The sequence below is a fragment of the Halalkaliarchaeum sp. AArc-GB genome, from assembly GCF_031432225.1.
GTDB lineage: Archaea > Halobacteriota > Halobacteria > Halobacteriales > Haloferacaceae > Halalkaliarchaeum.
In genome coordinates, this window is record NZ_JAVKGM010000004.1 from 166,531 (window position 1) to 190,230 (window position 23,700).

Here is a 23,700-nt window from a genome sequence, read left to right on the forward strand (position 1 = left end):
CCGGTGCGGACAGTCGGCACTCTCGGATAATCGCCAGCGGACTGATATCGGCCGGACGGACCACAGCCGGACGGTCGGCGCCTGCAGTTTTCGGTTGCCTTTTTGAGTACACCCTACGAACCGGCAGGTATGAGTGACGACGCCGGTGACGCCGCGGACGTCGACGAGCTGCTGGAGCGGCTCGGATTCGATCCCGACGAGAACATTCTCACCAGGCGGCAGGCAGAGGTGCTCGCGCTCCGCGAGCGGGGGCTCCGGCAGGCCGACATCGCGAGTCGTCTCGGGACGTCACGAGCGAACGTCTCCAGCGTCGAGGCCAGCGCCCGCGAGAACGTCAGGAAGGCACACGAGACCGTCAGTTTCGCGGAGGCGCTCACCGCCCCGGTGCAGGTTCGGATCGACACCGGAACCGACCTGTACGACATCCCGAACCGGGTGTACGACGCCTGCGACGAGGCGGGCGTGAAGGTGAACCGCACCGCGCCGGACCTGATGAAGGCAATCAGCGACGCCGCAGGCGACGCAGTCCAGGGGCGGAAGGTCCGGCGGGAGCTGCTCGTGGGCGTCACTGGGGACGGAACGGTTCAGGTCCGCACCGAATGACTCCACAGCCGACCAGGACCCGTCCGCGGCGCTTTTAGGCACCACCCGCGTCTGGGTTGGATAATGAGTGATTCCGACTCCCCCCGGACGAACGACGGCACCGATCGCGACCTCGTGGCTGCGCTCCGGGCGGCCGAGGCCGTCGAGTTCGGCGAGTTCGAGCTCTCGCACGGTGGCACGAGCGACTACTACGTCGACAAGTACCTCTTCGAGACCGATCCCGACTGCCTCGAGGCGATCGCGTCGGCGTTTGCAGAGCGGCTCGCCGACACCGAGTCGACGCTCGCTGGCGTGGCGCTCGGGGCGGTGCCGCTGGTCGCGGTGACGGCGACGGAACTCGGTCGTCCGTACGTTATCGTCCGCAAGGAGACCAAAGAGTACGGCACCGGAAACCGGGTCGAAGGACGACTCGACGACGGCGAGGAGGTGATCGTTCTCGAAGACATCGCGACCACCGGGAAATCGGCGCTTTCGGCGGTCGAGGCGCTCCGGGAAGCCGGCGCGACGGTCGACCGGGTGTTCGTCGTCGTCGACCGAGAGGAGGGGGCGAGCGAGCTGCTGGCGGATCACGGGATCGAACTGGAGTCGCTGCTCACCGCAACCGAGCTGTTGGCGGATCGGGACTGAGCGGTCGCACCGGTCAGGCGGGTTCTGCAGTCGAGGGGGTCTTCGACTCGGCGACCGCGAACGTGAGCGTCGACAGGACGCCGAGGAGCGTGCCGGCGGTCAGCGCGATCGCGAGCTCCGAGAGCGTCACGGTGGTGATGCCGGGCGCCTCGGGGAGGAAAAAGCCCGACAGCGCGAACACGACCCCGGCGATCGCGATCACGTAAAACGGCGCGTTGAGGTAGCGCCACCGGAACCGTCCCGCGAGGTACTCGTCGGTTATCTGGCCCAGACTGGAGGTGATCCCCGCTGCAGCGACCCACTGGATCGCGCCGTGGACGAACGCCGCGAGCGCGACCGTCCGGGAGGCGTCTTCGACGGTCGCCGAGACGGTCACCGCCGTTTCGTACCCCTGGACCCCCGAGACGACCAGCAGCGCGAGCGCGACCACGTAGGTGATGAGCGTCACCCGGCCGGCGTACAGCCCCGCCCGGACCCGCTCGGCGACGCTGTCGATGGTGGTCTCCAGCCCCAACCCGCGGAACAGCGAGTACAGCCCCAGAAGCGCCGAAATGAGCCCCAAAACGACGGCCCCACCGACGTCGAACTGCCCCGCGATCACCACGAACGGGTAGATCAACAGCAGGATTCCCAGCGGCACCAGGACGGTACCGCGGGTTTCGGGGTCGGCCAGGACCTGCTTTATGGTGTAGTACATCGACTCGAGGTCCTGTGCCTGCCGGACGACGACCCGCCGGACGCCGTCAATCGGCATCCGCGAGCGGATCACCGGCAGCACCGACTCGTCCTGTGCGCCGTCGGTGATGACGATCGCGTGTACCTCCTCGCCGGTCTCCAGCTCGGCGAGCACGCGGTCGACCTCCCGCCCGACAGCGCGGTTGGCGGCGACGTCTTTGCCTTCGACGCCGGTGACGGCCGCGACCTCGACTTCCTGGTCCTCCCGATGGACGAGGTCGTCGTACAGGTGAACGCCCTGGAACAGGACGTTGACGTCGGAGTCCTCCGGATCGACCGTCGCGAGCGCGACCGCTGCTCGTTCGACTTCGTCGCGGCCGATCACCGGGGTCTGCAGCCCGGTCTTTCGGCCGAGGTCGTCGTCGAGGTCGACACAGAGGATCAGCAGCATTCACTGACCCCTAACACACGACGCGATAAATGTCTTGTACCTCCACCTTTTTTAACGGGGGCTTCGGGCGCTCTTCGAGCGCGCTCACGGGTCGCTTCGCTCCCCGTTCGCGTCTCCGAGGTTCTCGCATTCGCTCGACCCTCGCTCCCCTCGACCCTCGCTCCCCTCGACCCTCGCCAAAAAATCTGGACCAAAAAAGCCGATAACTCGGGCCTTCGGCCCTCGCTATCGGTGAAACATCTCGCGTTGCTCGCGGCTCCGCCGCTCGCCTATTCGAGGCGTGACCGAAGGGAGCGCCTCGCTTCGCTCGCGGCCGGTGCTGTCGCTCGTCTTTTCAAGAGGATGTCATAGAACTATTCACAAGGGGTTGTTTTCACCGCGAGGCTGACTGAACTCGCTGGTAAGTAGAACCCCGCGTCGACCGCGAGCGACCGCAGGGAGCGAGCGGGCCAAGAGCCGACCATCGGGAGGCTCGCAGGCTTTTGGTCCAGCTTTTGCCAGGGAGGTTCCAACGGAACCTCTTGCAGCCGGGCGGCGTCGCCGCCCGGCGACAGGGAGTGAGCGGAGCGAGGTGCGAACGAAGTGAGCACCTCGAATCGCGAGCGGCGAAGCCGCGAGCCAGCGAACGACCGCAGCAAAAGGTGGGTGTCTAGAACGTGATGACTTCCGCGCCGTCCGAGACGAGCGATCGGATGCTCGGGTGGCCGTCGTGGTCGTCCAGCCTGACGATTCCCGAGTCGGCCACCCCGTCGGCGACGCCGAACGCCCCCGAACAGTAGTCACAGGCTGCGGCGTCGTCGCGGACCGTCTGGTACAGTTCGTGGTGGTCGCTGTCCTCGTCTTCGAGTTCGGGAATCCACTGGGTGCCCGCGCCGTCGAAGATGAGCTCCACGTCGTCGCCGTTCTCGGCGAACTCCTTTGCGGTCTCGAGGCCGTTCACGAGGCGGCCGACGTCGGCGTGGGAATCGGTGCCTGCCAGGATGACGACTGCTGTTTTCGACATTGCGTGTTCCGGTAGCACGATCCACGATAAATCATCCCCGCGGACGTGTGATCGGCCCGTCCCTTCGGCCACTATTTATATACACCCACCGTCTGCACTTCCCCGCAGTCTGCCAGTTCGAGAGTTCGCCGTTGCTCTCGGCTCCTGTTTCTGCGGTCGTGCGACCGGCTCGTCACACCACGCCGAGCCTTATGTCTGGGTGTGGCCTACACAGCGTATCGTGAACCGAAACGAGGACCGATCCGGCGGCGGGGAGTCGACCGGCGACCCGGAGACGATCACGGTGTACTCGGATTACATATGTCCGTTCTGTTATCTCGGTCGTCGGTCGCTGGACGCATACCGGGAGCGGCGGGAGGGCGACCTCGGGGTCGACTGGCGGCCGTTCGACCTCCGGTCGCACAAGCGCGGTCCCGACGGCGAGATCGACGATTCGATTGACGACGGAAAAGACGACGCGTACTACGCGGAGGTCCAGCGCAACGTCGAGAAACTCCGGGAACAGTACGGCGCCGAGGAGATGCTCGACCTGGAGGAGCTCCCGGACGGAGTGGACTCGCTTCCTGCCCAGGCGGCGTCGCTGTACGTGAAAACTGAACACCCCGACAGGTGGCTCGCGTTCGACGAGGCTGTCTTCGAGGCGCTGTGGGTCGACGGCCGCGACGTCGGGGACGTCGAGGTGCTCGCGGATCTCGCGTTCGAGGTGGGGCTCGATCCCGACGAGATCCGGGGCTGCGTCGCCGACGAGGAGTACCGCGACCGCCTACGGGGGGCGTTCGAGGCGGCCCAGCGAGACGGTGTCACCGGCGTGCCGACGTTCGTCTACGACGACCACGCCGCGCGGGGGGCGGTTCCACCCGAACAGCTGGAACGTCTCGTCGACGGGTTCTGATCGGGATCGCCGGCGGCGTCTCGAACTCGGCAACCGTTTATAAGGAACCGATGTCTTCGAGGATCTCTTCGGCGTGCTCCTCCGGCGAGACCCCCTCGTAGCTCAGCACGATCTCGCCCCCTTTGTCGACGACGTAGGTGTTCCTGAACACCCCGTCGAACGTGTTTCCGAACATGTTCTTCTCGCCGTAGGAGTCGTAGGCTGCGGCGACTTCGCCGTCGGGATCAGACAGCAGATCGAACGGCAGGTCGTACTTCTCGGCGAAGTCGGCGAGGTCCTCGACCGGGTCGTCGCTGATCCCGACGACGGTGACGCCGGCCTCGGCAAAGGTGTCCCACTCGTCGCGGAAACCACACGCCTCGGTCGTACAGCCCGGCGTGTCCGCCCGGGGATAGAAGTACACGACCGTGTATTCCGCGTCGAGTTCCGACAGCGTGACCGGTTCGCCGTCCTGGTTTTGCAGGGTAAAGTCGGGTGCGTCGTCGCCTGGTTCGGGCATACCCAACGTGGTGGCGGCAGTCGCTTGAAGCGTTCGGTCGGGGGAGCCGAAAGCGAACGTTCTGGGCCGTCCAACACGCCCTTTAAAAGCGGTTCCGGGCGGACGAGAGTCAGTTCGGGTCTCTCGTCTCTGACGCGAAACCGGGTCAACGTTTTGACGGTTCGGACCGAACGCCAGTTGCATGAGTAGTGGTAACACAGACGTCCTCGTCGTCGGGGGTGGCCCCGCGGGGCTGAGCGCCGCCCTGTTCGCACAGAAGAACGGCCTCGAGACCACCGTCTTCGACGCGGACGGCACGTGGATGCACAAGGCGCACCTGTTCAACTACCTGGGCGTCGGCTCCGTCGACGGCACGGCGTTCATGGAGACCGCCCGTACACAGGTCGACAGCTTCGGCGTCGACCGCCGACAAGGCGAGGAGGTGACCGACGTCGCCGCGGCCGACGACGGGTTCGCCGTCGAGACCGCCGAGGGGGAGTACGTCGCCGACTACCTGGTGCTCGCGACCGGCGCGAACCGGGACCTGGCCGAATCGCTCGGCTGCGCGTTCGACGGCGATGTCGTCGACGTCGACGTGACGATGGAGACCAGCGTCGCAGACGCCTATGCGACGGGCGCGATGGTCAGGACCGAGGAGTGGCAGGCCGTCATCTCCGCCGGCGACGGCGCCGCCGCCGCGCTGAACATCCTCTCGAAAGAGGAGGGCGACCACTTCCACGACTTCGACGTGCCCGCCGACGCCGGAGAGCTGTTCGGCCCGAGCAAGGAGTGATTTCTCACTTGCCTCCAGCTTCGTCGGCCGCGATCTCGACTCCGACCACGTCGAGGTCGCCGTCGATCTCCACCTGGCAGACGTCTTCGTCGGCGCGGAACGTCACCCGGACCAGCCAGGGGTCCCGGGAGTGCACCTCGACTCCCTCGCCGGCGACGTACTGGCCGATCTCCCAGATCCGGCGGTCCGAAAGCGACGCCTCCCGGCGCTCGTGGAACCCCCGAACGTCCGGGTGTCGGTAGGCGATCGAGCCGAACGACGTCACCGCCTCTCGACCACAGACGGTACAGCGGTACGCCGCCACCGCCTCGAACGGAATCTCCTCGCCCAGATCGGTCCGCACCTGGGGGTCGACGGTGCCGCCGCATTCGGGACAGATCCCGGTTCGGGCCTGTTCGACCTGGTATCTCGACCACCGCTCGAAGGCGTCGGCGAGTTCGTCGGGGTCCCGACCGCGAACCAGCGTCGGCGGAACGTGGACCCGCAGGATCGACTCGCCGCACTCGTCACAGTCGACGGTGAACCGCTCGTCGGCGTACGCGCCCCGGAGTCGGGAGTCGCCGCAGGCGTAGCATTCGCCGCCGACGTCGAACGGATCGACGGTCGGACTACGCGTGTACATCCCGGCGGTCACCGCGCGGGCGAGCCGGCGACCAGCGGCGGTCAACTCGTACCCGTCGTCCGTTTTCGAGATGAAATAGGGGACCAGTTTCTTGAGGTGGTAGTTGAACTGCGCGCTGTCGTCGACGTCCACGCGGTCGTACAGCGTGGAAAACTGGACGGGGGACTCCTCTGCGCCGTGGAGAACACTGACGGTCGAAAGCCGGGTTTCGTTCCCCAGCCACGAGAAGACGTCGGCAGGATCGGGGTGTTCGGACCCGTTTTCGTCGGGCTCGTCGTGACTCCCGGTCATGGCCGTTTGTGGTCGTCCGGGATATAAAAGGACCGTTGCTGCTACCCGGAATCTCGTCCGTCTCAGTTCGACTGTCTCACATCTTGTCGGCGTCTGCAAGTCCAGTGCCGGTTATCTTGAACGTCGTCGACTCGCCGGCCGCCTTCGATCGATGTTTCTCCAGGGTGGCCCGGCGGTTCCCGCCACGGAATCGGTCGAGGCGGAGAATCACGCCCGTCCAGTGATCCAGCGTGTGTCCGCCCAGCGGTTTCGCCCGGTCGCTGTCGGGATCGGTAAACACCTGGTTGGTGATCACGACGGCGAGGTCGTGTTTGCGCGCAAGCGACAGCAGATGGGTTACCTGCCGGGCGACCGCCCGGAGCGACTCGCCGGCGTCCTCGTCGGCTTCGAGGGTACGTTCGAGCCGATAAAAGCCGGTCGCGCTGTCGAGGACGATCAGCTCCAGGTCTGGAGCGAGATCCTCGGCGTCCCGGACGGCCTGTTGCTGTTGCTCGAAGTCGTAGGCATCGGAGATAACGAGCCGTCCCGCGATTTCCTCCAGCGAGCCATCGACGTCCGGCCGGCCGATTCGCCCCTCGAGTAGCTGGTGAAAGCGATCGACGGAGAGCCCTTCAGTGTCGACGTAACAGACCCGCCCTCCGCCGGCAGCGACCTCGACGGCCGCCGAAAGCGCGAGGTTCGTCTTTCCGGCCGCGGGCGGGCCGTACACCTGGGTGACGGTGCCGCGTTCGAGACCGCCGCCCAGCAGATCGTCGATCGACGAACAGCCGACCGGAAGGGGATCGCTCACGGAGAGACGTTTCGGCGCCACCCGATAAAAAGTGCCTCGTTCGATCGTTTCGGTTCCGGGACCCGCAGCGTGAAGGGCCAGGGGATCCGAAGGGAAGATATGACGGACCTTCCGGAGAGCGTCGTCGGCGACGCACGGACCAGTTCGTTCGCGTGGGGGCTGCTCGAAGACCTCGCTGACGTGGGGAACCGGATGGCCGGCCAGGAGGGTGAGCGCCGGGGAGCCGAACTCGTCTGTGAGGCGTTCGATTCGGCGGGACTCGCCGACGCCGAGATCGTGGAGTTCGAGATCCCGGGGTGGTGGCGCGGCGACTCCTCCTTGCGGATCTCCGGCCCCCTCGAACGCGCCCACGAGGAGAGCCACGAGGTGATCGCGTTGCCCGGCACTCCCGCAGACATGGTCTCGGGACCCCTCGTCGACGTCGGGACGGGTTCGTACGACGACTTCGCGGACGCGGCGGAGGATATCCAGGGTGCGATCGTGATGGCCTCCAGCGAGAGTCCCGACTCGTCGGATCGGTGGATCCACCGGATGGAAAAGTACGTCAACGCCGCCGACCGGGGCGCAGCCGGGTTCGTCTTCCAGAACCACATCGAGGGTGCACTCCCGCCTACCGGCGAGATCGGCTACCACGAACGACCGGGACCGATCCCCGCGGTGGGCGTCTCGGCGGAGGTCGGCGACCGGCTCGCCCGCCTCGCGGCCGACCACGACGGCGGGAACGATGCTCCCGTCGTCGAACTCGACGTCGACTGCCGGAACGAGCCGGCGACGTCCCGGAACGTCCAGGCGACGGTCGGTCCGGCGGACGCCGACCGGGAGGTGCTGGTGACGGCGCACGTCGACGGTCACGACATCAGCGACGGCGCGAACGACAACGCCGCCGGCTGTGCGGCTGTCGCCGGGATCGGTCGGCTGCTCGCCCGGGTCGCCGACGACCTCGACTGCCGGCTCAGGCTCGTGACGTTCGGCGCCGAGGAGATCGGGCTGTGGGGCGCGTACCACTGTGCGGAGTCGCTCCCGAAGGAGGCGGTCAAATGCGTCGTCAACCTCGACGGCGCCTGCAACTCCCGGAACCTCCGGGTGGGGACCAACGGCTTCGCGACGATCGGGGACGTCTTCGAGTCCGTGACCGACGACTACGACGCGCCGCTATCGACTGGCGACACGATTTCTCCCCACGGCGATCAGTGGGCGTTCGTCCAGGAGGGGATCCCCGCGGTGATGGTCTCGACCACCTCCGACCAGTCAGGTCGTGGCTGGGGGCACACCCACGCCGACACCCTGGACAAACTCGACCCACGTGATCTCACCGAGGTAGTAACGCTCGTTACGGAAGCCGTCTCCCGACTCGCAGACGACGAGGTCGAACCGACCCACACGACCTCACAGCGGATCCGCGAGAAGATGGACGACGGCTACATCCAGGAGCTCGAGGTCGGCGGTCGTCTCCCGGACGACTGGGACTGAACCCACCAGACACGACGCCACGGTCAGTCGCGCTCTCTATCCGTCACTCCCACCGGTCCCAGTCGTCCATCCGATCGATGTCGTCGGCGGATAACGCCCGTTTTTCTCCGTACTCGCCCAGTTCGGGCAGCAACTGCGGCGGCGCTTGGCCCTCTTCGATCTCGAGGAGCCTGTCCACGTGCCCGATGGCGACGTGGTAGCTGAAAAGGAACACGGCGACGTACCACGCCCCGAGGACCGAAGCCAGTACCAGGAGTTCGAACATGGCTCTTCAGCGATCGGGATAGTGCTCCTGTCGATACTTCTGTACGACCCGCTGCAGCCGTTCTGGATACCGTTCCTCGCCCCCCTTCCTCGCCAGATACTGGATGTGTTCTTTCGCGAGAACGAACCCCACGATAAAGACGAAGGGGGTACCGCAGAGCCCGATTAATAGGTATGTTATCACTTCACTACTCATGTCGGTACCTACGTGGAACTGATCGCCAAAGTGTGTTTTGCGGGTGGGGAGTGAGGGAGACTTTCGTCGCTGTTCGTCCGATTCCGTCCCCACCGGCACCGCGGCTCCCGTCCCCGACTCGAACACTGTGGTATTGGGGGTAATAAACATCATCCCTCCAACGATGTCAAACAGATCCTCCGACAAATGCGCCTTAAGAGTGCCCAAAGAGGGTTGGAAATTCGGAACAAACCTAGCGACACCTGAGGACTAATCGGAACGCTTTTGACTATATTAAACAATACTACCTGCATGGCGGAACCGAGCACTGGCACGACAGCTGACCTGGAGCACGGATCGCCGTGTGCCAGCTCCGGAGCATTCAACGGCGGTGACAGCCGATGATCGGGGAGCTGTTCCGGACGATCAAGGCGAACCTGATATCGGCCGTGGTCGTGTCGCTGTTTCTGGGTCTCGTCGCCGGTCAGGTGATCGGCCCCGGAACGAAGACGGCACTGCAGTCGGCGGTGCTCCCGGTACTGTTCGTGATGATCTACCCGATGATGATCAACATCGACCTGCAGGAGGTGCTCAACGTCCGGCTCCACGCACGGGTCGTCCTCGCGAGCCTCCTTTTGAACTTCGGGCTCGCTCCGCTCGTCGCGGTGGCGCTCGCCCGGCTCTTCTTCGCAGGGACGCCCGAGTACGCCGTCGGGTTGTACTTCATCGCGCTGATCCCCACCTCCGGGATGACCGCCGCCTGGACCGGGCTGGCGGGCGGCGACCTGGAGGGTGCGCTGGTTGCGATGGCGGTCAACCTCCTCGCGGCGGTCGTCATCCTGCCGCTGTATCTGTCGGTTCTCCTGGAGCAGGGGGTCGGGTTCGATCCCGCCGCCCTGTACCGTCAACTCGCGGTGATCGTCGCGATCCCGATGGTGGCGGGGAACCTGACGCGGCGGTACCTCCTCCGGCGATACGGGCCGGAGGGGTTCAAGCGGCTCAAGCCCACCTTCGGCGGGATCAGCTCGTTCGGGGTGATGTTGATCGTTTTTATCGCGATGGCAATGCGATCGACGGAGATTCTTGCGGACCCGGTCGCCTCGGCGCTGGTGGTCGTCCCGCTGGTGCTGTTTTATGCGATCGTCCTGGGGGCAGGCTCCGCGGTCGGCCGGCTCCTGATGGACGGACCGGGCGAGGTCGCTCTGGTGTACGCCACGAGCATGCGAAACCTCTCGATCGCGATCGCGATCGCCGCTGCTCCCGGCTTCCCGCCGGCGTCTGCGGTGTTGCCGATCGCGCTTGCGTACGTGATCCAGCCACCGCTCGGCGCGGTGTACATGCAGTACCGCCGGGACGTCGTCGAGCAGGGATTGACGGTGCGCGAACTGGTCGCCTCCCGCGTTCGGGCGTGAGCGACCGCACTACTCGATCTCGAACTGCGCCGACTACTCGGGGCTACTCGATCTCTACGCGCCCGCTCGTCGCGTCGTTGAGTCGCTCCTCCAGCTGTGAGACCGCTTCGACGGCTACCCGAACCGAAAAGGAAACGCGTTCGTCGTAGTCGGCTTCGAACTCCACGTCGGCGGATTCGAGGATGCCACGAACCGTCCCGGAGTCGTCGTAGTCGGTCACGATCGACAGCGTCCTGTGGGGACGCTCTTCGACGACGCCGGCTTCCGCGACGGCGTCCTTCACGCCGCGGGCGTACGCCCGGGCGAGTCCGCCGACGCCGAGGTTCGTCCCGCCGTAGTATCGTGTTACGACAGCGACGACGTTTTGGATCTCCTGCTGCTGGAGCACGTTCAACGCCGGTTTGCCGGCCGATCCCGTCGGCTCGCCGTCGTCGCTTGCGTACTCCCGCAACATCACCTCTCCGGGGCGGTCGGCCGACGCCTCCCCCGCCGGCACCCGGTAGGCTGGCACGTTGTGGGTCGCGTCGGCGTGCCGACTCTCGACCTGCTCGATGAACGCCTCCGCCTCCGCGACGGTGTCCACCGGCGCCACGTAGCCGACGAACTCCGAGCCCTCGATCTCGAAGGCCGCGCTCGCTTCCCCGGCGACCGTCCGATAGGTGTCCGTCACGGGCGGTGATTGCCGGGATGTATATAAAAGACTGCGGCTCGCGAGGCGTCGGTTCAGTTTCCGTGATCGTGGTTGTGGCCGTGATCGTGGTCGTGGCCGTGATCGTGGTCGTGGTCGTCCCCGCCGTGAGCGTGTGCGTGCTGGTGTGCAATCGCCTCCTCGAGCGCCTTCTCGCCGCCGACCTCCTCCTCGTAGCCCGAAAGCGAGACCTTGTACTTGCAGGTGTCACACGACATCGTGACCTCTTCCTCCCGGGCGTCCCGCCACCGACGAACGAGAACGTCGATCAGCCGGGAATCGGTACCGATCACGTCGGTCGTCCCGGCGACGAGATCTCGACCTTCGGCAAAGTCGGCGGTCCAGTCGGCGATCCGCCGGGTCAACACGCCGTCCCCGAGCATGTAGGGCACGACGACGACGGCGTCGGGCTCGTGTAAGGCGATCGCCGAAAGCGTCTCGTCGAGCAGCGGCTCGGTGATGCCGATGAACGTCGTCTCCACGCGAGCGAACGCCCGCCCCTCGAAGAGCAACCGACCGAGTTTGTACGCGTCGGCGTTGGCGTCGGGATCGCTCGACCCCCGGGCACAGAAGGCGACGGCGACGTCGTCCACCTTTCGATCGATGCCGAGCTCGGCTTCGGCGTCGGCGATCCGATCGTCGACGAGTTCGACCATCGTCGGCGACACGCCGATCGGTGCGCCGCCGTTGATTTCGACGCCGTCGTGGTGCCCTCGAGCCTGCTGAATCGCCAGCGGAATGTCGTTTTTGACGTGTCCCGCGGCGAACAGGGCGAGGGGGACGACCGTGAGTTCGTCGACCCGGGCGGCTCTCTCGTCGAGCGCTTCCGGCAACAGCGGCTCCGTGAGCTCGATGAACCCCGTTTCGACCGGGGGATCGATCCGGTTGTCGAGCAGCGACGCGACCGCCTCGACCTGTTCGTTCGACTGCTCGCGGGTGGAGCCGTGGCCGACCAGAAGCGTCGCTTCGTCGGTCACGTTTCGTCACCTCCGTCCGACTCGACGTCCGCCCGGACGACCAGCACCGAGAGATCCGAAAACGGCGTCGACTCGGCGTCGTCCCCGCCGGCGTGTTCGGCCAGTTCGTCGAGCGTCGTTCGGGTGTGTGCCTCCTCGTCGTGGGTCAGGTGCTCGAACACCAGCCCCTCGAGGTCCTCGGAGGCGCCCCTGTCGAGCAGGAACGCCGCCACGTCGCCGGGCATCCAGTCGAACGGCCGGGGCAACACCAGCAGGTGGCGGTCGCCGGCGTTCCGGGCGAGCGTCTCGAGCTCCGCGTCGATGGCGCCGCTCTTGTGGAGCGTGACGAACCGGGAGTCCTCCATCGGCGTCCGCGCCCGGCTCGCGGCCAACTGGATGGCCGAAATGCCGGGGATCACCCGAACCGTCGCGTCGGGTACCTCCCCCGTGACGGCCTTCTGGACCTTCCCGAGGAACTGGTATCCCGAGTGGTTCGGGTCGCCCATCAACACCGCAGTCCCCGTCTCGCCGTCGGCGACCCGGTCGGCGAACGCCGAGAGCGCCTCCGCCTCGTCGGCGTAGCCGCAGGTGAGCAGGTCGGCGTCGGTCTCGTCGGCGACGAAGTCGACCACGGCCTGGAAGCCGACCACGACGTCGGCCTCCCGGATCGCCCGAGCGCCCCGACGGGTGAGGTACTCCGGGTTCCCCGGACCGATCCCCACCGCGTGTACGGTGCCGGAAGCGTCCGTCTCGTCGTCGCCCTCGGGTTCCGGTTCCGGTTCCGGCTCCGGTTCCGGCGTCGCGGCAGCGATGGTCGCCGGATCCGGCCCCGAATCGAGGTCGTACTCGTCTGTCACTGGCCGTCACCTCGTGCTTCGAGATCGATCTCCCCGTCCCGTGCGTCGGTGGCGACGTGGATCAGTTCGTTCGTGAGCGCAGCGGCGAGCCCGCTCCCGCCGCGCCGGCCGACGTTCGTGATCGTCGGGACGCCGTACTCCCTGCCGACCTGCCGGAGCCGCTCTCGGCTCTCGGGGGCCTTCACGAAGCCCACCGGCGTCGCGACGACGACCGCCGGCCGGGTGCCGGATTCGATACAGTCGGCGAGCGTCAACGCGGCGGTCGGGGCGTTGCCGATCGTGACGATCGCCCCGTCGTAGACGCCTTCCCGGTCCAGCTCCAGCGTCGCTGCCGCCGATCGGGTCATCCCGGTTTCCTCGGCCAGGTCGTCGCCGTGTCCGATCGTCGTCCGGATCGGACAGTCGTGGCCCCGCTCGGTGATCCCGGCGGCGGCCATCGAGATGTCGGTCACGATCGGCGATCCCTCGAGGACGGCCCGCGCACCCGCCACTGCGGGATCGTTTCCGAACCGCAGGAGGTGCTGGAACTCGATGTCGCCCGAGGAGTGGACCGCCTTCTGACGGAACCGGTCCGCGAGCGTCTCGTCGGGGACGAACTGACGGACGATGTCGATGCTCGTCTCCGCGATGTCCATTGCTTCCTGCGTCGTTGCACCCAGGTCCGCGTACTCGTCGTCGGTGTCTCGTGTCGTCATAGTCTTAGTGTCTCGACAGCTCCGCGTCGGTTGCCCTCGCCTCCAGGTCGCCCTCGACCGAAAGATTGAGATCGCGCAGCCTGTCTTCCGTCTCCGGGTCGGCGTCCCACAGCTCCCGGTCGATCGCCTCGAGCAGCGTCGCCGTGATCGACGACAGCGCCCATGGATTGACCTCGCGCATCCACTCCCGTCGGTCCTCGTCGAACGCGTACTCCTCGGCGACGTTCTCCCAGAGCGTATCGCTCACGACGTCCGCAGTCGCGTCCCACCCGAGGGTCACCTCGACCGTCGTCGCGAGGTCGCCGGCGCCCTTGTAGCCGTGCTCCTCCATGCTCTCGAGCCAGTCCGGATTCAACACCCGGGTCCGCATCGACTTGCGGACCTTCTGTTCGTTGGTGTAGACCCGCACGTCGCCCGGGTCGCTGGAGTCGCCGACGTAGGAGGCGGGGTCGCTCCCCGACACCTCGCCGACGGCGGCGACGAGCCCGCCGTGGAAGGCGTACCAGTCCGAGGAGTCGAACTCGTCCTGCTCGTCGGTGTCTTCGAGTTTCACGGTCGCATCGATCTCCCCGAGACGACGCTCGAAGGCGTCGTGTGCTTCCGTCACCTCGCCGTCCCCGTCGAGCGCGTATCCGCCCCACTGGAGGAACGCCCGCGCGAGGTCCGACCGGTCGTCCCAGTCGGCTTCGTCGAGCACCTTGTTCGTGCCCGCACCGTAGCCGCCGGGCGCCGTCGTGAACACCCGCCTGGCGGCCGCCTCCCTGGCCGCCTCGTCGTCGAGGCCCTCCCGCTCGAAGGCTTCGGCGTCCTCCTCGACGTGCTTTTTGACGTAGTTCCGATCGTGGGGCTCCTCGAGATCGGCGACGGTGTCGATCGCCTCGTGGATCACGCTCGCCGCCGCCGGGAACGCGTCCCGGAACAGCCCGGAGACGCGCGTCGTCACGTCGACGCGTGGACGACCCAGCTCCGACAGCGGGATCGGCTCTACGCCCTCGATTCGACCCGCGTCGGTCCAGACCGGCTCGACGCCCATCGCGGCCAGCACCTGTGCGATCGTCTCCCCCCGGGTCCGGACCGTGGGCGTCCCCCACGCCACGACGCCGATCTCCTCGGGGTACTCGCCGTGCTCCTCGCGGTGCCGTTCGAGCACGCCCTCGGCGACCTCGCTGCCCACCTCCCAGGCCGGCCGGGCTGGCACCTTCCGGGGATCCAGCGTGTAGAAGTTCCGCCCGGTGGGCAGCAGGTCGACGCCCCCGCGGGTCGGCGCGCCGCTTCCTCCCGGCGGGACGTAGCCGCCCGCCAGCGCGTCGGCGATCCGGGGAACCTCGGCACTCGCGCCCCGGACTCGTGGGGCGGCTTCCTCGCAGACGTATTCGAGTACCGTCCCGAGGTCGTCGTGCTCCGATGGATCGGGGCAGCCGAGGCCGAGGTCGCACGGCGACGGATCGAGATTCCGACCAACCCGCCCGACGTCGAACTCCGTGGTCGCGGTGTCGAACTCCGTGGTCGCGGTGTCGAACTCCGTGATCGCGGTGTCGAACTCGTTTCGAGCGAGCTCCTCGACCAGTCCGGTCGCGACCTCGCCGACGAAATCGATCGCCTCCGAGCAGTACATTCCCAGCTCCTCGTCGTAGGCGCCGGGGGAGTCCCGCAGCCGGTCGTAGTCGAGCCCGAGCGCGTCGGCCACGCTCCGGTGGAGGCTCGGCGCGCCGGGGTTCTCCATCCGGGTGAGCGCGACCAGGTACTCCACGAACCGCTCGCCTGCGGGTGGTTCTCCCAGCGTGTGCAGCCCCATTCGGATCTGGGTGGTCTTCACGTCGGTGAGGTACTCGTGGAGCGACTCGACGAGGTCGTGCACCGGGACCTCCTCGACCGTGTCCGGACCGGCGTCGTGGCCGATCCCGAGCTCCGTCCCGAGGTCCAGTTCGGCCACCCGATCGCGGACGAGGTCGGCGAGGTGGCCCTCGCGTTCGGCGCCGGCCTCCCGGTACTCGCGGGCCAGCTCCTCGAGCTCCGCGAGGTCGTCGTAGGTGCCGGCCTCGCGCATCGGCGGCGTGAGGTGGTCGACGATCGCGGCGTAGGAGCGCCGCTTCGCCTGCGTCCCCTCGCCGGGGTTGTTGATCACGTACGGGTAGACGTTCGGCAGGTCGTCGATCAGGGCGTCGGGAGCGCTCGCGCCGTCGAGCCCGACCGTCTTCCCGGGGAGCCACTCAAGGCTGCCGTGGGTTCCCAGATGAACGACCGCGTCGGCCCCGTACGACTCCCGGAGCCACCGGTAGAAGGCGACGTACTCGTGGGGGGGCTGCAGGTCGGAGTCGTGGTACACTTTCGAGGGGTCCATCCCGAACCCGCGGGGGGGCTGGACCGTCACGAGGACGTTGCCGTACTCGCAGCCGGGGATGGCGATGGGCCGGTCCGGCGGTTCGCCCCACTCCTCGCGGACGCGCTCCTGCAGGCGCCCGTCGAGCCCGTCGAACCAGGTTCGGTACCGGTCGGGCGAGACGACGTCGACGCTCGCCTCCCTGACGTCGTCGGGGTCGATCCACCGGCCGTCGAGGGTGAGCTGGGCCGTCAGGCGGTCGATCACTGCCGCGCCGTCCTCAGGTACCCCCGTACGGCCCTCCGACACGGCCGCGCCGTCTTCCGGCACCGCCGCGCCGTCTTCCGGCACCGTTCCGACGTCGTATCCGCGACGGTCGAACTCCCGGAGCAGGTTGACGACGCTTTCGGGCGTGTCGAGCCCGAACGCGGTCCCGATCCCGTCGTCGCTGGGTGGGTAGTTGTGCAGGACGACTGCGATCTTCTTGTCGCGATTCGGAAGGTGCCGGAGCCGGGCCCAGTTGAGTGCCAGGCGGGCGAGATGGTCGATCCGGTTCTCGATCGGGAGGTGACGTCGTGGTTGGGTACCGATCCCCGCCTCGACGTCGACCGGTTCGTTCCCGCTTATCGGATGGGTGACGATGGGGCCGTCGAACTCCGGCAGCGCCACCGACAGCGCGAGTTCGAACCCCAACACGCCGGTGTCGGCGTCCGCGTACGCCTCGCGGGAGCGTTTCGTCGTCATCGCCTGCAGGACGGGAACACCGAGCTCTCGCAGGAACAGCTCCTCGAGTTCGGACGCCGCCCTCGACCCGTCTTCGCCGCCGGGTTCGATCGCGTCCCGTCCGCGTTCGTTCATCGCCAGCGAGAACACGAACGTGCTTATCACGGCGTCGACCCCGGAAAACCAGTTGCGCGCGACCCACTCGGCGTCCTTGCGGTCCTCCTCGCCGGCGACCGGGACGCAAAACGCCGGCAGGACGTTCGTCCCCAGCGCCTCCAGCCGGCGGACGAGCGCATCCACGAACCCCGTGTTGGCGTGGATCCAGTGGGACTCGTAAAACCAGATCCCGACCGTCGGCGCTCCGGAATCGTGCAACTCGCACAGCTCCTCGTAGGTGACTCCCGGATAGTCGGGGTGGTAGACGCCTTCCGTCGGGAGCTCGACGGGATCGTCGTAGCCGCCCTCGTAGTCACCGTACTCGCTCGCGAGGTACCGACAGCAGTTCTCGACGTTCACGACGCCTCCCCGTTCGAGGTAGGCGGCCACGCGCTCGCGGTCGGCGTCGGCGACCGTCGCGTCACCGACGGACTCAGTGTCGGTACCGCCGCCGGTCGACACCACGACCAGCGGCACCCCGGCCCGGGTCAGCCGTTCGACCGCGCGGTCGTAGCCGGGCATGCTCTCGGGACCGCCGTGGAGCCAGAACACCGCCGCGTCGACAGACTCCAGCTCCGCGAGAAACGCCGAGATGTCGGTCTCCTCGCGCAAATCGCCCTTCGATCGGACCGAAAGCCGGATCGACGCTGTGTCCTCGCGGATCTCCCCGTGCCCGCCGGCCGCGAGCCTGTCGGCCGCCTCGCCGACCGCGCCCAGTTCGTTTTCGGTCGCCGTGTACAGCCCGATCGTCGTCACGATTTAGTAAAGCATTATTTAGGTACTACAAATAAGATTTCATATCGACATGGCTCACCACCGGACGCCGTTCCCCGCGATCGTCGGGCAAGAGGAGTTGAAGCGAGCGCTTCTGGCCGTCGCGGCCAACGACGCGCTGGACGGACTGTTGATCCGCGGCGAGAAAGGGACCGCGAAGTCGACAGCCGTCAGGGGGCTCGTGGACCTGCTTCCCGAGCAACGCGCGGTCGCGGACTGCCCGTACGGCTGTCCGCCCGACGACTCCGCGCGCCAGTGTGGGTCCTGCCGGACGCGCGAGGATCCGCCGGTGGAGACGAGGGCGATCCCGCTCGTCACGCTGCCGCTCGGAGCGACCCGCGAGCGCGTCGTCGGGACCCTGTCGGTGGCGGACGCGCTCGAGGGCGAGGCGGAGTTCGATCCAGGCCTGCTGGCGCGGGCCAACCGCGGCATCCTGTACGTCGACGAGGTGAACCTGCTCGAGGATCACCTGGTCGACGTGCTCTTGGACGCCGCAGAAAGCGGCGTCAACCGGGTCGAGCGGGACGGCGTGAGCCTCACGCATCCGGCGGAGTTCACCCTGATCGGGACGATGAATCCCGAGGAGGGGAGCCTCCGGCCACAGCTCCGAGACCGGTTCGCGCTCCAGGCGACGGTGACGGGCTGTCGCGACGTCGACGCCCGGGTCGAGATCATCGATCGGGCGCTCTCGCGGGACGCCGCGCCCGAAGAGTTCGAGGGTGACTACCGCGAGGGGACCCACGCCGAGCGGGAGCGTCTGCTCGGCGCGCGCGATCGACTCGACGACGTGTCCGTACCCGAGGGATTCAAACGCGAGATCGCCGAACTCTGTCGGGACGCCGGTGTCGACGGCCACCGGGGGGACATCGCGATCGCCCACACAGCCCGGACGCTCGCCGCGCTCGACGACCGGGGGAAGGTGATCGAACCCGACCTGCGGGAGGCGGCTCGGCTCGCGCTCCCCCACCGACTACAGAGTCGACCGTTCGAGGACGATCCCGACGTCGACGACGTACTCGAGGATCACTTCGACGGGGACGACGAGGGCGGCGACGGATCGGAGAGTGGTGAGGGATCGGAGAGCGGTGAGGGATCGGAGAGCGGCGACGGATCGGAGAGCGGTGACGGTGGAAGTGAGGGGGAACGCACGGGGCCGGATGAAAGCGACGACTGCGATGGGGCGGCCGACGGCGACGGCGGCGACAACGGCGGCGACCCGGCGGGTGGAGAGGGATCGTCCCCCGACGTCGGTGAAGGGTTCACGGAGGAAGCACCAACTGGCGACGAGGCTACCGAAGGCAGTGTCGACGAAGACGGTCACGACGATCCGGACGGCGACGACGACGGCGAGTCGGACGAAACCGAGGAGGCGACGCCGATCGTCCCCGGCGAGGCCCGGGCGGAGATCGGAGGGGCCGACCGACCGGACGGTGTCGAGCCGACCGCCGAAACCGCCCGGGTCCGGGACGGTACCCGTGCCCGGGTGTCGGAGTCGACGGATGCCCGAGGGGCGCGGGTGCGAACCGAACCCGCGGGCGAAGACGACGCCGTCGACGCCGCCGCCTCGATCCGGGCCGCCGCCGCCGAGGGGCGGACCACCCCGACGGAGCGGGACTTAAAAACCTCCGTGAAGAGCGGCACCGCGGGGACGCTCGTGGTGTTCGTCGTCGACGCGAGCGCCTCGATGCGCGCCGCGATGCGCGACGCCAAAGGGGTGGTGCTGTCGATGCTACAGGACGCCTACGAGCACCGCGATCGGGTGGCGTTCGTGGCCGTCGCGGGAGAGGAGAGCGAGGTCCTCCTGCCGCCGACCGACAGTGTCACCCTCGCCGCCAGGCACCTCAAGGAACTGCCGACCGGCGACCGAACCCCCCTGCCGTCGGGGCTCGATGCCGCCCGGCGGCTGGTCGCCAGATCGGACGCCGACGCCGGCCTGGTCGTGGTGGTCACCGACGGCCGGGCGAACGTCGCCGACGGCAGCCCGACCGCCCGGACTCGGGAGGCCGCGCGGGGGCTCGCCGAGGCCGATGTCGACACGCTGGTCGTCGACGCAAGCGAGGAATCCGGAAACGGACGGGGGACCGGGCGGGGAACCGGGCTGGTCGACGTGATCGAGACCGAAACCGGCGGTCGGCGGATTCCCCTCGCGGAGCTGTCGGCCGAGCGCGTCACTGACGCCGCGGAATCGGTCCACCGGGATCGGTAGTCGTCTTGCCGTAGTGTATCGCCTCTGGGTCAGCCGGTAAATGACGTTTCGACTCCCGTTCTTTTAACGTGTGTTAAGTATACAATACTATCTCGGGGGACGAATAATCCGTTTTGAGAAAAAAACCGCCTTATATCTGGGGTTTAAGTAGAATGAAAAACCGATTTGACAGGCCTTAAAATAGAAAGACTATTGCTTATTAAACGCACTATTAACGACACATTACAGATCGAAAGCCCATCGATCGTTCGTTATCGGACGTGATAGATGGGCCCTGAGATTTATTGGGTCGGTGGAGCGACGGGTAGATATGCAACTCGTGGAAGGCCTGTATCTGGCCACCACGGCGGCGCTCGTCGCGGCGGGCCTGGCCATGGTCTGGCTCGCTATCCGGGCGTACGCCCAGACACACCGACAGTCGATGGTCCACCTCTCGATCGGGTTCACGCTGGTCGTGGGCGCGGCGATTGCGACTACGATAAGCGCCTTTGTCACCGATTTCGAAAGCGTTCGGTCGTTACTGCTGGTCAACAGCGGGTTGACCGCCTCCGGATTCACCTTCGTCGTGTACAGCCTGATCGTTCACGAGTGACGAGCGCCGCCCTCTCGAGCCGCCCCCGTGTCGCCGTCCCTCCACCCCGATAAACAACCGATTAAACGGACCAGAACCCGGGATTTCTCCGGTTTCGGGCGCTCTCGCGCGAGAAATCGGGACGAATTCGTTTCGAAGGGGTCGCTGATTTTCACCGCTGAAAACCAGAAGCAAAGAATCGGCTCAAAAACCGGTGGTTTTTGGGGTGAAACCCCACCAAAATCGCAAGACAGCGCGTTCTTATCAGGAGAGATATTTTGGACGGGGCTTTTAACACTTCCTTGATGCTCGTTTCGAGTAAGTCCGCGGGGGAGAACGCCGCGGGCCGAACGAAAACAATGTTCGAGTTCATGCAAGAGGAAGAGCGCGGTCAGGTGGGGATCGGCACGCTCATCGTGTTCATCGCGATGGTGCTGGTCGCCGCGATCGCCGCCGGCGTGTTGATCAACACTGCCGGCTTCCTGCAGACGCAAGCAGAGGCAACGGGTGAAGAGAGTACAAGTCAGGTTAGCGAGCGGCTTCAGATCGTGAGTCAGTCGGGTAATGTCACCGCCGGCGATACCGTAGATGAGTTGACATTCGTTGTTGCGAAAGCGCCCGGCGCTGGTGCAATTGACCTCAACCAGACAACCGTCGAACTCATTGGAGAACAAGGACAGGAAGTCTTCGAAATTGATTCTAGTACAGATAACCCTGCTAATATCGAGGACATACTTGGTGTAGATAACGCAGTCCTCACCGATAGCAGTGATCGAGCCGAGATTACGCTCAATCTAGACACGACCAATGATGGCATATATGGAACTCTCGGTGAGGGAGAACGGCTCACTGTCACGTTCACCACGGACGCAGGAGCTACAACTCAGATAGAGATTCGGATCCCGACCACGCTTACCCAGGAAGACAATTCAGTGAGGCTATAACAATGTTCGAATTCATGCAAGAGGAAGAGCGCGGTCAGGTGGGGATCGGCACGCTCATCGTGTTCATCGCGATGGTGCTGGTCGCCGCGATCGCCGCCGGCGTGTTGATCAACACCGCTGGCTTCCTCCAGACGCAGGCAGAGGCAACGGGTCAAGAGAGTACCTCCCAGGTTAGTGATCGGCTCGACGTAGTGAGTTCGGTGGGAGTTGTTAACGAAACACCCGACGACGATCAGCTGAACTCGATCAACGTGAGCGTTACCACTGCAGCCGGTGCCGATCAGATCGACCTCAACGAGACGACGATTCAGATTGTGGGGCCGAACGGTCAAGATAATCTGGTAGCCAACACGGATGCTACTGGAGTCGATCAGCTTGGACCCAGCGAATTTGGGATCAAGGATCCTGACGGCGCCTGGGTCACAGATCCCTCGGAAGCAGTCGTCGACAATGATCGTTTCACGTTGATCATCAATCCGCAGGAAGGCGGCAGCGCCGTAGAAAACTTCGGACAGGGTGATCAGGCGCAGCTAGACATCGTCGCTCCGTCGTCTGCAACGACTTCGGAAACGCTCAACGCCCCGGACCTGTTCGGCGATCCCGGATCCGCGGTGATCCTCTAGCCGAGACGGTCGCTGACCTCTTCGAACCGTATCACTCGCCCAAACACCTATTCGTTTTCACCGCGAACCCCCGCCGATGAGTGACGACGACGAGTCCCCCCTCGATCCGGAGGACATCGCCAAAATTCCTCCCGACGCCGACGAGAAGGAAGGGCCCGCGTTCGACCCGGACGACCTCGACTTCAGCGAGGACAAACGGGTCGAGGAGCTCGACGAGGGGCGCTACGTCGTCTCCGCCAGCGACGACCCGCCGAACGTGCCCCCGGAAGGACTCGACGACCTCGACGACGGGAATGACGCGGACGACGGGACAGGCGACGCGAGAAACACAACCCGGAACCGCTCCCGGTCCGACCCCCGACGGCAGGAGGTCACCGCCGGCGACGTGAGCCGGTGGCTGGCGGCCTCGTTTACAAACGACGGCTTCGGCTACGGCTTCGACGCGACGCTGTCGACCGAAGACGACGTCGTCCGCCACCGAATGGTCTCGAACGACGTCACCGCCACCTTCGACACCCTGGTGACGTGGTTCGTCCGCAACGTCGGCGAGGACGCCCCGCCGCCGGAGGCGCTTGGAATCCTGCTTGCGGCCGCCGAAACGCCCGTCCAGTACCCCCCGGGGACGCTGCTGCGGTACGTCGAACGCCACGACCTCTCGCCTGACGACCCCATCGCCGACCTGCTCGCCGTGGCTGAAGCCCACGGCGGGCTCCGGATCGAGGGGGATGGTCGGGGTAATAAAGCCGGTGGAGGGAACGGACGCGACGACCGATAGCGACAGGCGGAACCGGACTGTTAGGGTGCGGCGGCGCCGGCGTTGGGATCGTTCCGACTGGCGAACGGAATGTCGATTTCGAGGGCGTCGTAGGCCAGGATCGGTTTCTTCGCCTTCCCGGGTCCGCCTCCCTCGAATTCGATGACCCCGAGATCTTCGAGTTCGGAGAGGTTTCGATGGACCTGCTTGTAGTCCCGATCCACCAGTTCGGCAGCGTGGCGGATACTCTCCGGTTCGTGTGCGGATATCGCCTCCAGCAGCTCCAGGTTCTTGGGACTCAAGAGGCGACTGAGTTCCGCATACGTGTCGAAGTTCAGCACTGGCTGTGTGTCCTCGAGTTCGTTTCCTTCCTGGACAGCCTCGATACGACGCTGCGTTCGCTGATCGAGACGGTCTCGTTCGCCGACGGTGATTTTGAGCGTGGCCATGGTGTGTTCCTCCTGGAGACGTCCTACTCCTGCCAGTCCCACGTTACAGGGGACAACTCTTCACATTCTCTTTTGAATCGATGATACAGTGATAGCATCCCCGGAAATTCGATGGTTTCGACGCTCTCCCTGGTGTGACGCTCGTGACCCTTCACCCGTTCGTGAGCGTTATCGTATCGAAGAACGGTGTCCCCACCGATTTTCCCGAGATGGAGACTGTAGTTCCATCCGCTCGGATACGTCTCGTCTTCAGTTTTCCGGATGGTGACGTCGACGACGTAACCGGCTTCGACAGCTTGCCAGTCTGCGATGGTGGTGTAAGACGCCATCCAACAACCTATGTTGTCTTCTCCATACCCATAAACGTATGGACGTTTCCACATACCCTCGCGCGAAGCTCTCCCTGCACACCCACGGTTTCGTGACGATTAATTCTAT

At 66.0% G+C, this 23,700-nt stretch carries 25 protein-coding genes; 11 read left to right on the forward strand and 14 right to left on the reverse strand.

Annotated elements, in window-relative coordinates; genetic code table 11:
• Nucleotides 1-129: 129 nt before the first annotated feature.
• Nucleotides 130-603 carry a Tfx family DNA-binding protein gene (locus RH858_RS06620; protein ID WP_259534395.1) on the forward strand — a complete coding sequence of 158 codons (474 nt, stop codon included), beginning with the start codon at nt 130-132 and terminating at the stop codon, nt 601-603.
• A 63-nt stretch (nt 604-666) separates the two neighbouring features.
• Entirely contained in the window at nt 667-1,230 is a 564-nt protein-coding gene (gene pyrE / locus RH858_RS06625; RefSeq protein ID WP_259534394.1) for an orotate phosphoribosyltransferase, read from the forward strand.
• A gap of 13 nt (nt 1,231-1,243) precedes the next feature.
• On the opposite strand, the gene RH858_RS06630 is transcribed toward pyrE, so the two are convergent.
• Complete coding sequence (locus RH858_RS06630) at nt 1,244-2,356, reverse strand: DUF373 family protein (RefSeq protein ID WP_310561390.1); 1,113 nt, start codon at nt 2,354-2,356, stop codon at nt 1,244-1,246.
• Nucleotides 2,357-3,005: 649 nt separating this feature from the next.
• Complete coding sequence (locus tag RH858_RS06635; RefSeq protein WP_310561391.1) at nt 3,006-3,359, reverse strand: hypothetical protein; 354 nt, start codon at nt 3,357-3,359, stop codon at nt 3,006-3,008.
• A 220-nt stretch (nt 3,360-3,579) separates the two neighbouring features.
• Here RH858_RS06635 and RH858_RS06640 point away from each other — a divergent pair, with 220 nt between their 5' ends.
• Nucleotides 3,580-4,251, forward strand: coding sequence for a DsbA family protein (locus RH858_RS06640; protein ID WP_310561392.1), 672 nt, complete (start codon nt 3,580-3,582; stop codon nt 4,249-4,251).
• 37 nt (nt 4,252-4,288) lie between these two features.
• On the opposite strand, the gene bcp is transcribed toward RH858_RS06640, so the two are convergent.
• Nucleotides 4,289-4,750 carry a thioredoxin-dependent thiol peroxidase gene (bcp, locus tag RH858_RS06645; RefSeq protein ID WP_310561393.1) on the reverse strand — a complete coding sequence of 154 codons (462 nt, stop codon included), beginning with the start codon at nt 4,748-4,750 and terminating at the stop codon, nt 4,289-4,291.
• Nucleotides 4,751-4,931: 181 nt separating this feature from the next.
• Here bcp and RH858_RS06650 point away from each other — a divergent pair, with 181 nt between their 5' ends.
• Nucleotides 4,932-5,522 carry an FAD-dependent oxidoreductase gene (locus RH858_RS06650; protein ID WP_310561394.1) on the forward strand — a complete coding sequence of 197 codons (591 nt, stop codon included), beginning with the start codon at nt 4,932-4,934 and terminating at the stop codon, nt 5,520-5,522.
• A gap of 4 nt (nt 5,523-5,526) precedes the next feature.
• Here RH858_RS06650 and RH858_RS06655 read toward each other — a convergent pair whose 3' ends face one another.
• Entirely contained in the window at nt 5,527-6,435 is a 909-nt protein-coding gene (locus tag RH858_RS06655; RefSeq protein WP_259534390.1) for a helix-turn-helix domain-containing protein, read from the reverse strand.
• A gap of 76 nt (nt 6,436-6,511) precedes the next feature.
• Nucleotides 6,512-7,225: a DNA repair and recombination protein RadB gene (radB, locus tag RH858_RS06660; RefSeq protein WP_259534389.1), complete on the reverse strand. Its 714-nt coding sequence runs from the start codon at nt 7,223-7,225 to the stop codon at nt 6,512-6,514.
• 99 nt (nt 7,226-7,324) lie between these two features.
• Here radB and RH858_RS06665 point away from each other — a divergent pair, with 99 nt between their 5' ends.
• A complete protein-coding gene (locus RH858_RS06665; protein ID WP_259534388.1) occupies nt 7,325-8,695 on the forward strand; it encodes a M28 family peptidase in 1,371 nt (456 codons plus the stop codon).
• A 43-nt stretch (nt 8,696-8,738) separates the two neighbouring features.
• On the opposite strand, the gene RH858_RS06670 is transcribed toward RH858_RS06665, so the two are convergent.
• Complete coding sequence (locus tag RH858_RS06670; RefSeq protein WP_259534387.1) at nt 8,739-8,960, reverse strand: hypothetical protein; 222 nt, start codon at nt 8,958-8,960, stop codon at nt 8,739-8,741.
• A gap of 6 nt (nt 8,961-8,966) precedes the next feature.
• Complete coding sequence (locus tag RH858_RS06675) at nt 8,967-9,155, reverse strand: hypothetical protein (protein ID WP_259534386.1); 189 nt, start codon at nt 9,153-9,155, stop codon at nt 8,967-8,969.
• 380 nt (nt 9,156-9,535) lie between these two features.
• Between RH858_RS06675 and RH858_RS06680 the strand changes: the two genes are divergently transcribed.
• Nucleotides 9,536-10,546 (forward strand): bile acid:sodium symporter, encoded by a 1,011-nt coding sequence (locus RH858_RS06680; protein WP_310561395.1) that lies wholly within the window; start codon nt 9,536-9,538, stop codon nt 10,544-10,546.
• A gap of 43 nt (nt 10,547-10,589) precedes the next feature.
• Here RH858_RS06680 and RH858_RS06685 read toward each other — a convergent pair whose 3' ends face one another.
• From RH858_RS06685 to cobN, 5 genes are read right to left on the reverse strand one after another with little or no spacing between them, the layout of a single operon-like run.
• A complete protein-coding gene (locus RH858_RS06685; RefSeq protein ID WP_259534384.1) occupies nt 10,590-11,216 on the reverse strand; it encodes a YigZ family protein in 627 nt (208 codons plus the stop codon).
• Nucleotides 11,217-11,269: 53 nt separating this feature from the next.
• Entirely contained in the window at nt 11,270-12,211 is a 942-nt protein-coding gene (locus RH858_RS06690; protein WP_259534383.1) for a sirohydrochlorin chelatase, read from the reverse strand.
• The gene (locus RH858_RS06695) at nt 12,208-13,047 is read right to left on the reverse strand and encodes a cobalt-precorrin-7 (C(5))-methyltransferase (protein WP_310561396.1); all 840 of its coding nucleotides are present in this window, start codon (nt 13,045-13,047) and stop codon (nt 12,208-12,210) included. The genes RH858_RS06690 and RH858_RS06695 overlap by 4 nt, the downstream gene beginning before the upstream one ends.
• Nucleotides 13,044-13,742, reverse strand: coding sequence for a precorrin-8X methylmutase (locus tag RH858_RS06700; protein ID WP_310561397.1), 699 nt, complete (start codon nt 13,740-13,742; stop codon nt 13,044-13,046). The genes RH858_RS06695 and RH858_RS06700 overlap by 4 nt, the downstream gene beginning before the upstream one ends.
• 4 nt (nt 13,743-13,746) lie before the next feature.
• Complete coding sequence (gene cobN / locus RH858_RS06705; RefSeq protein WP_310561407.1) at nt 13,747-17,700, reverse strand: cobaltochelatase subunit CobN; 3,954 nt, start codon at nt 17,698-17,700, stop codon at nt 13,747-13,749.
• A gap of 46 nt (nt 17,701-17,746) precedes the next feature.
• On the opposite strand from cobN, the gene RH858_RS06710 reads away from it, so the two are divergent.
• The 5 genes from RH858_RS06710 (at nt 17,747) to RH858_RS06730 (ending at nt 22,834) form a co-directional block, all read left to right on the forward strand.
• The gene (locus RH858_RS06710; RefSeq protein ID WP_310561398.1) at nt 17,747-19,921 is read left to right on the forward strand and encodes an ATP-binding protein; all 2,175 of its coding nucleotides are present in this window, start codon (nt 17,747-17,749) and stop codon (nt 19,919-19,921) included.
• 310 nt (nt 19,922-20,231) lie between these two features.
• The gene (locus RH858_RS06715) at nt 20,232-20,513 is read left to right on the forward strand and encodes a hypothetical protein (protein ID WP_259534379.1); all 282 of its coding nucleotides are present in this window, start codon (nt 20,232-20,234) and stop codon (nt 20,511-20,513) included.
• Nucleotides 20,514-20,851: 338 nt separating this feature from the next.
• Nucleotides 20,852-21,436: an archaellin/type IV pilin N-terminal domain-containing protein gene (locus RH858_RS06720; protein WP_310561408.1), complete on the forward strand. Its 585-nt coding sequence runs from the start codon at nt 20,852-20,854 to the stop codon at nt 21,434-21,436.
• A gap of 2 nt (nt 21,437-21,438) precedes the next feature.
• Entirely contained in the window at nt 21,439-22,059 is a 621-nt protein-coding gene (locus RH858_RS06725; protein WP_310561399.1) for an archaellin/type IV pilin N-terminal domain-containing protein, read from the forward strand.
• Between the two features lie 76 nt (nt 22,060-22,135).
• A complete protein-coding gene (locus tag RH858_RS06730; protein ID WP_310561400.1) occupies nt 22,136-22,834 on the forward strand; it encodes a hypothetical protein in 699 nt (232 codons plus the stop codon).
• Between the two features lie 20 nt (nt 22,835-22,854).
• Here RH858_RS06730 and RH858_RS06735 read toward each other — a convergent pair whose 3' ends face one another.
• Both RH858_RS06735 and RH858_RS06740 read right to left on the reverse strand, forming a co-directional pair.
• Nucleotides 22,855-23,262 carry a transcriptional regulator gene (locus RH858_RS06735; protein ID WP_310561401.1) on the reverse strand — a complete coding sequence of 136 codons (408 nt, stop codon included), beginning with the start codon at nt 23,260-23,262 and terminating at the stop codon, nt 22,855-22,857.
• 23 nt (nt 23,263-23,285) lie between these two features.
• Nucleotides 23,286-23,591, reverse strand: a complete 306-nt coding sequence (locus RH858_RS06740) for a DUF6516 family protein (RefSeq protein ID WP_259534375.1) — start codon at nt 23,589-23,591, stop codon at nt 23,286-23,288.
• Nucleotides 23,592-23,700: the final 109 nt, after the last annotated feature.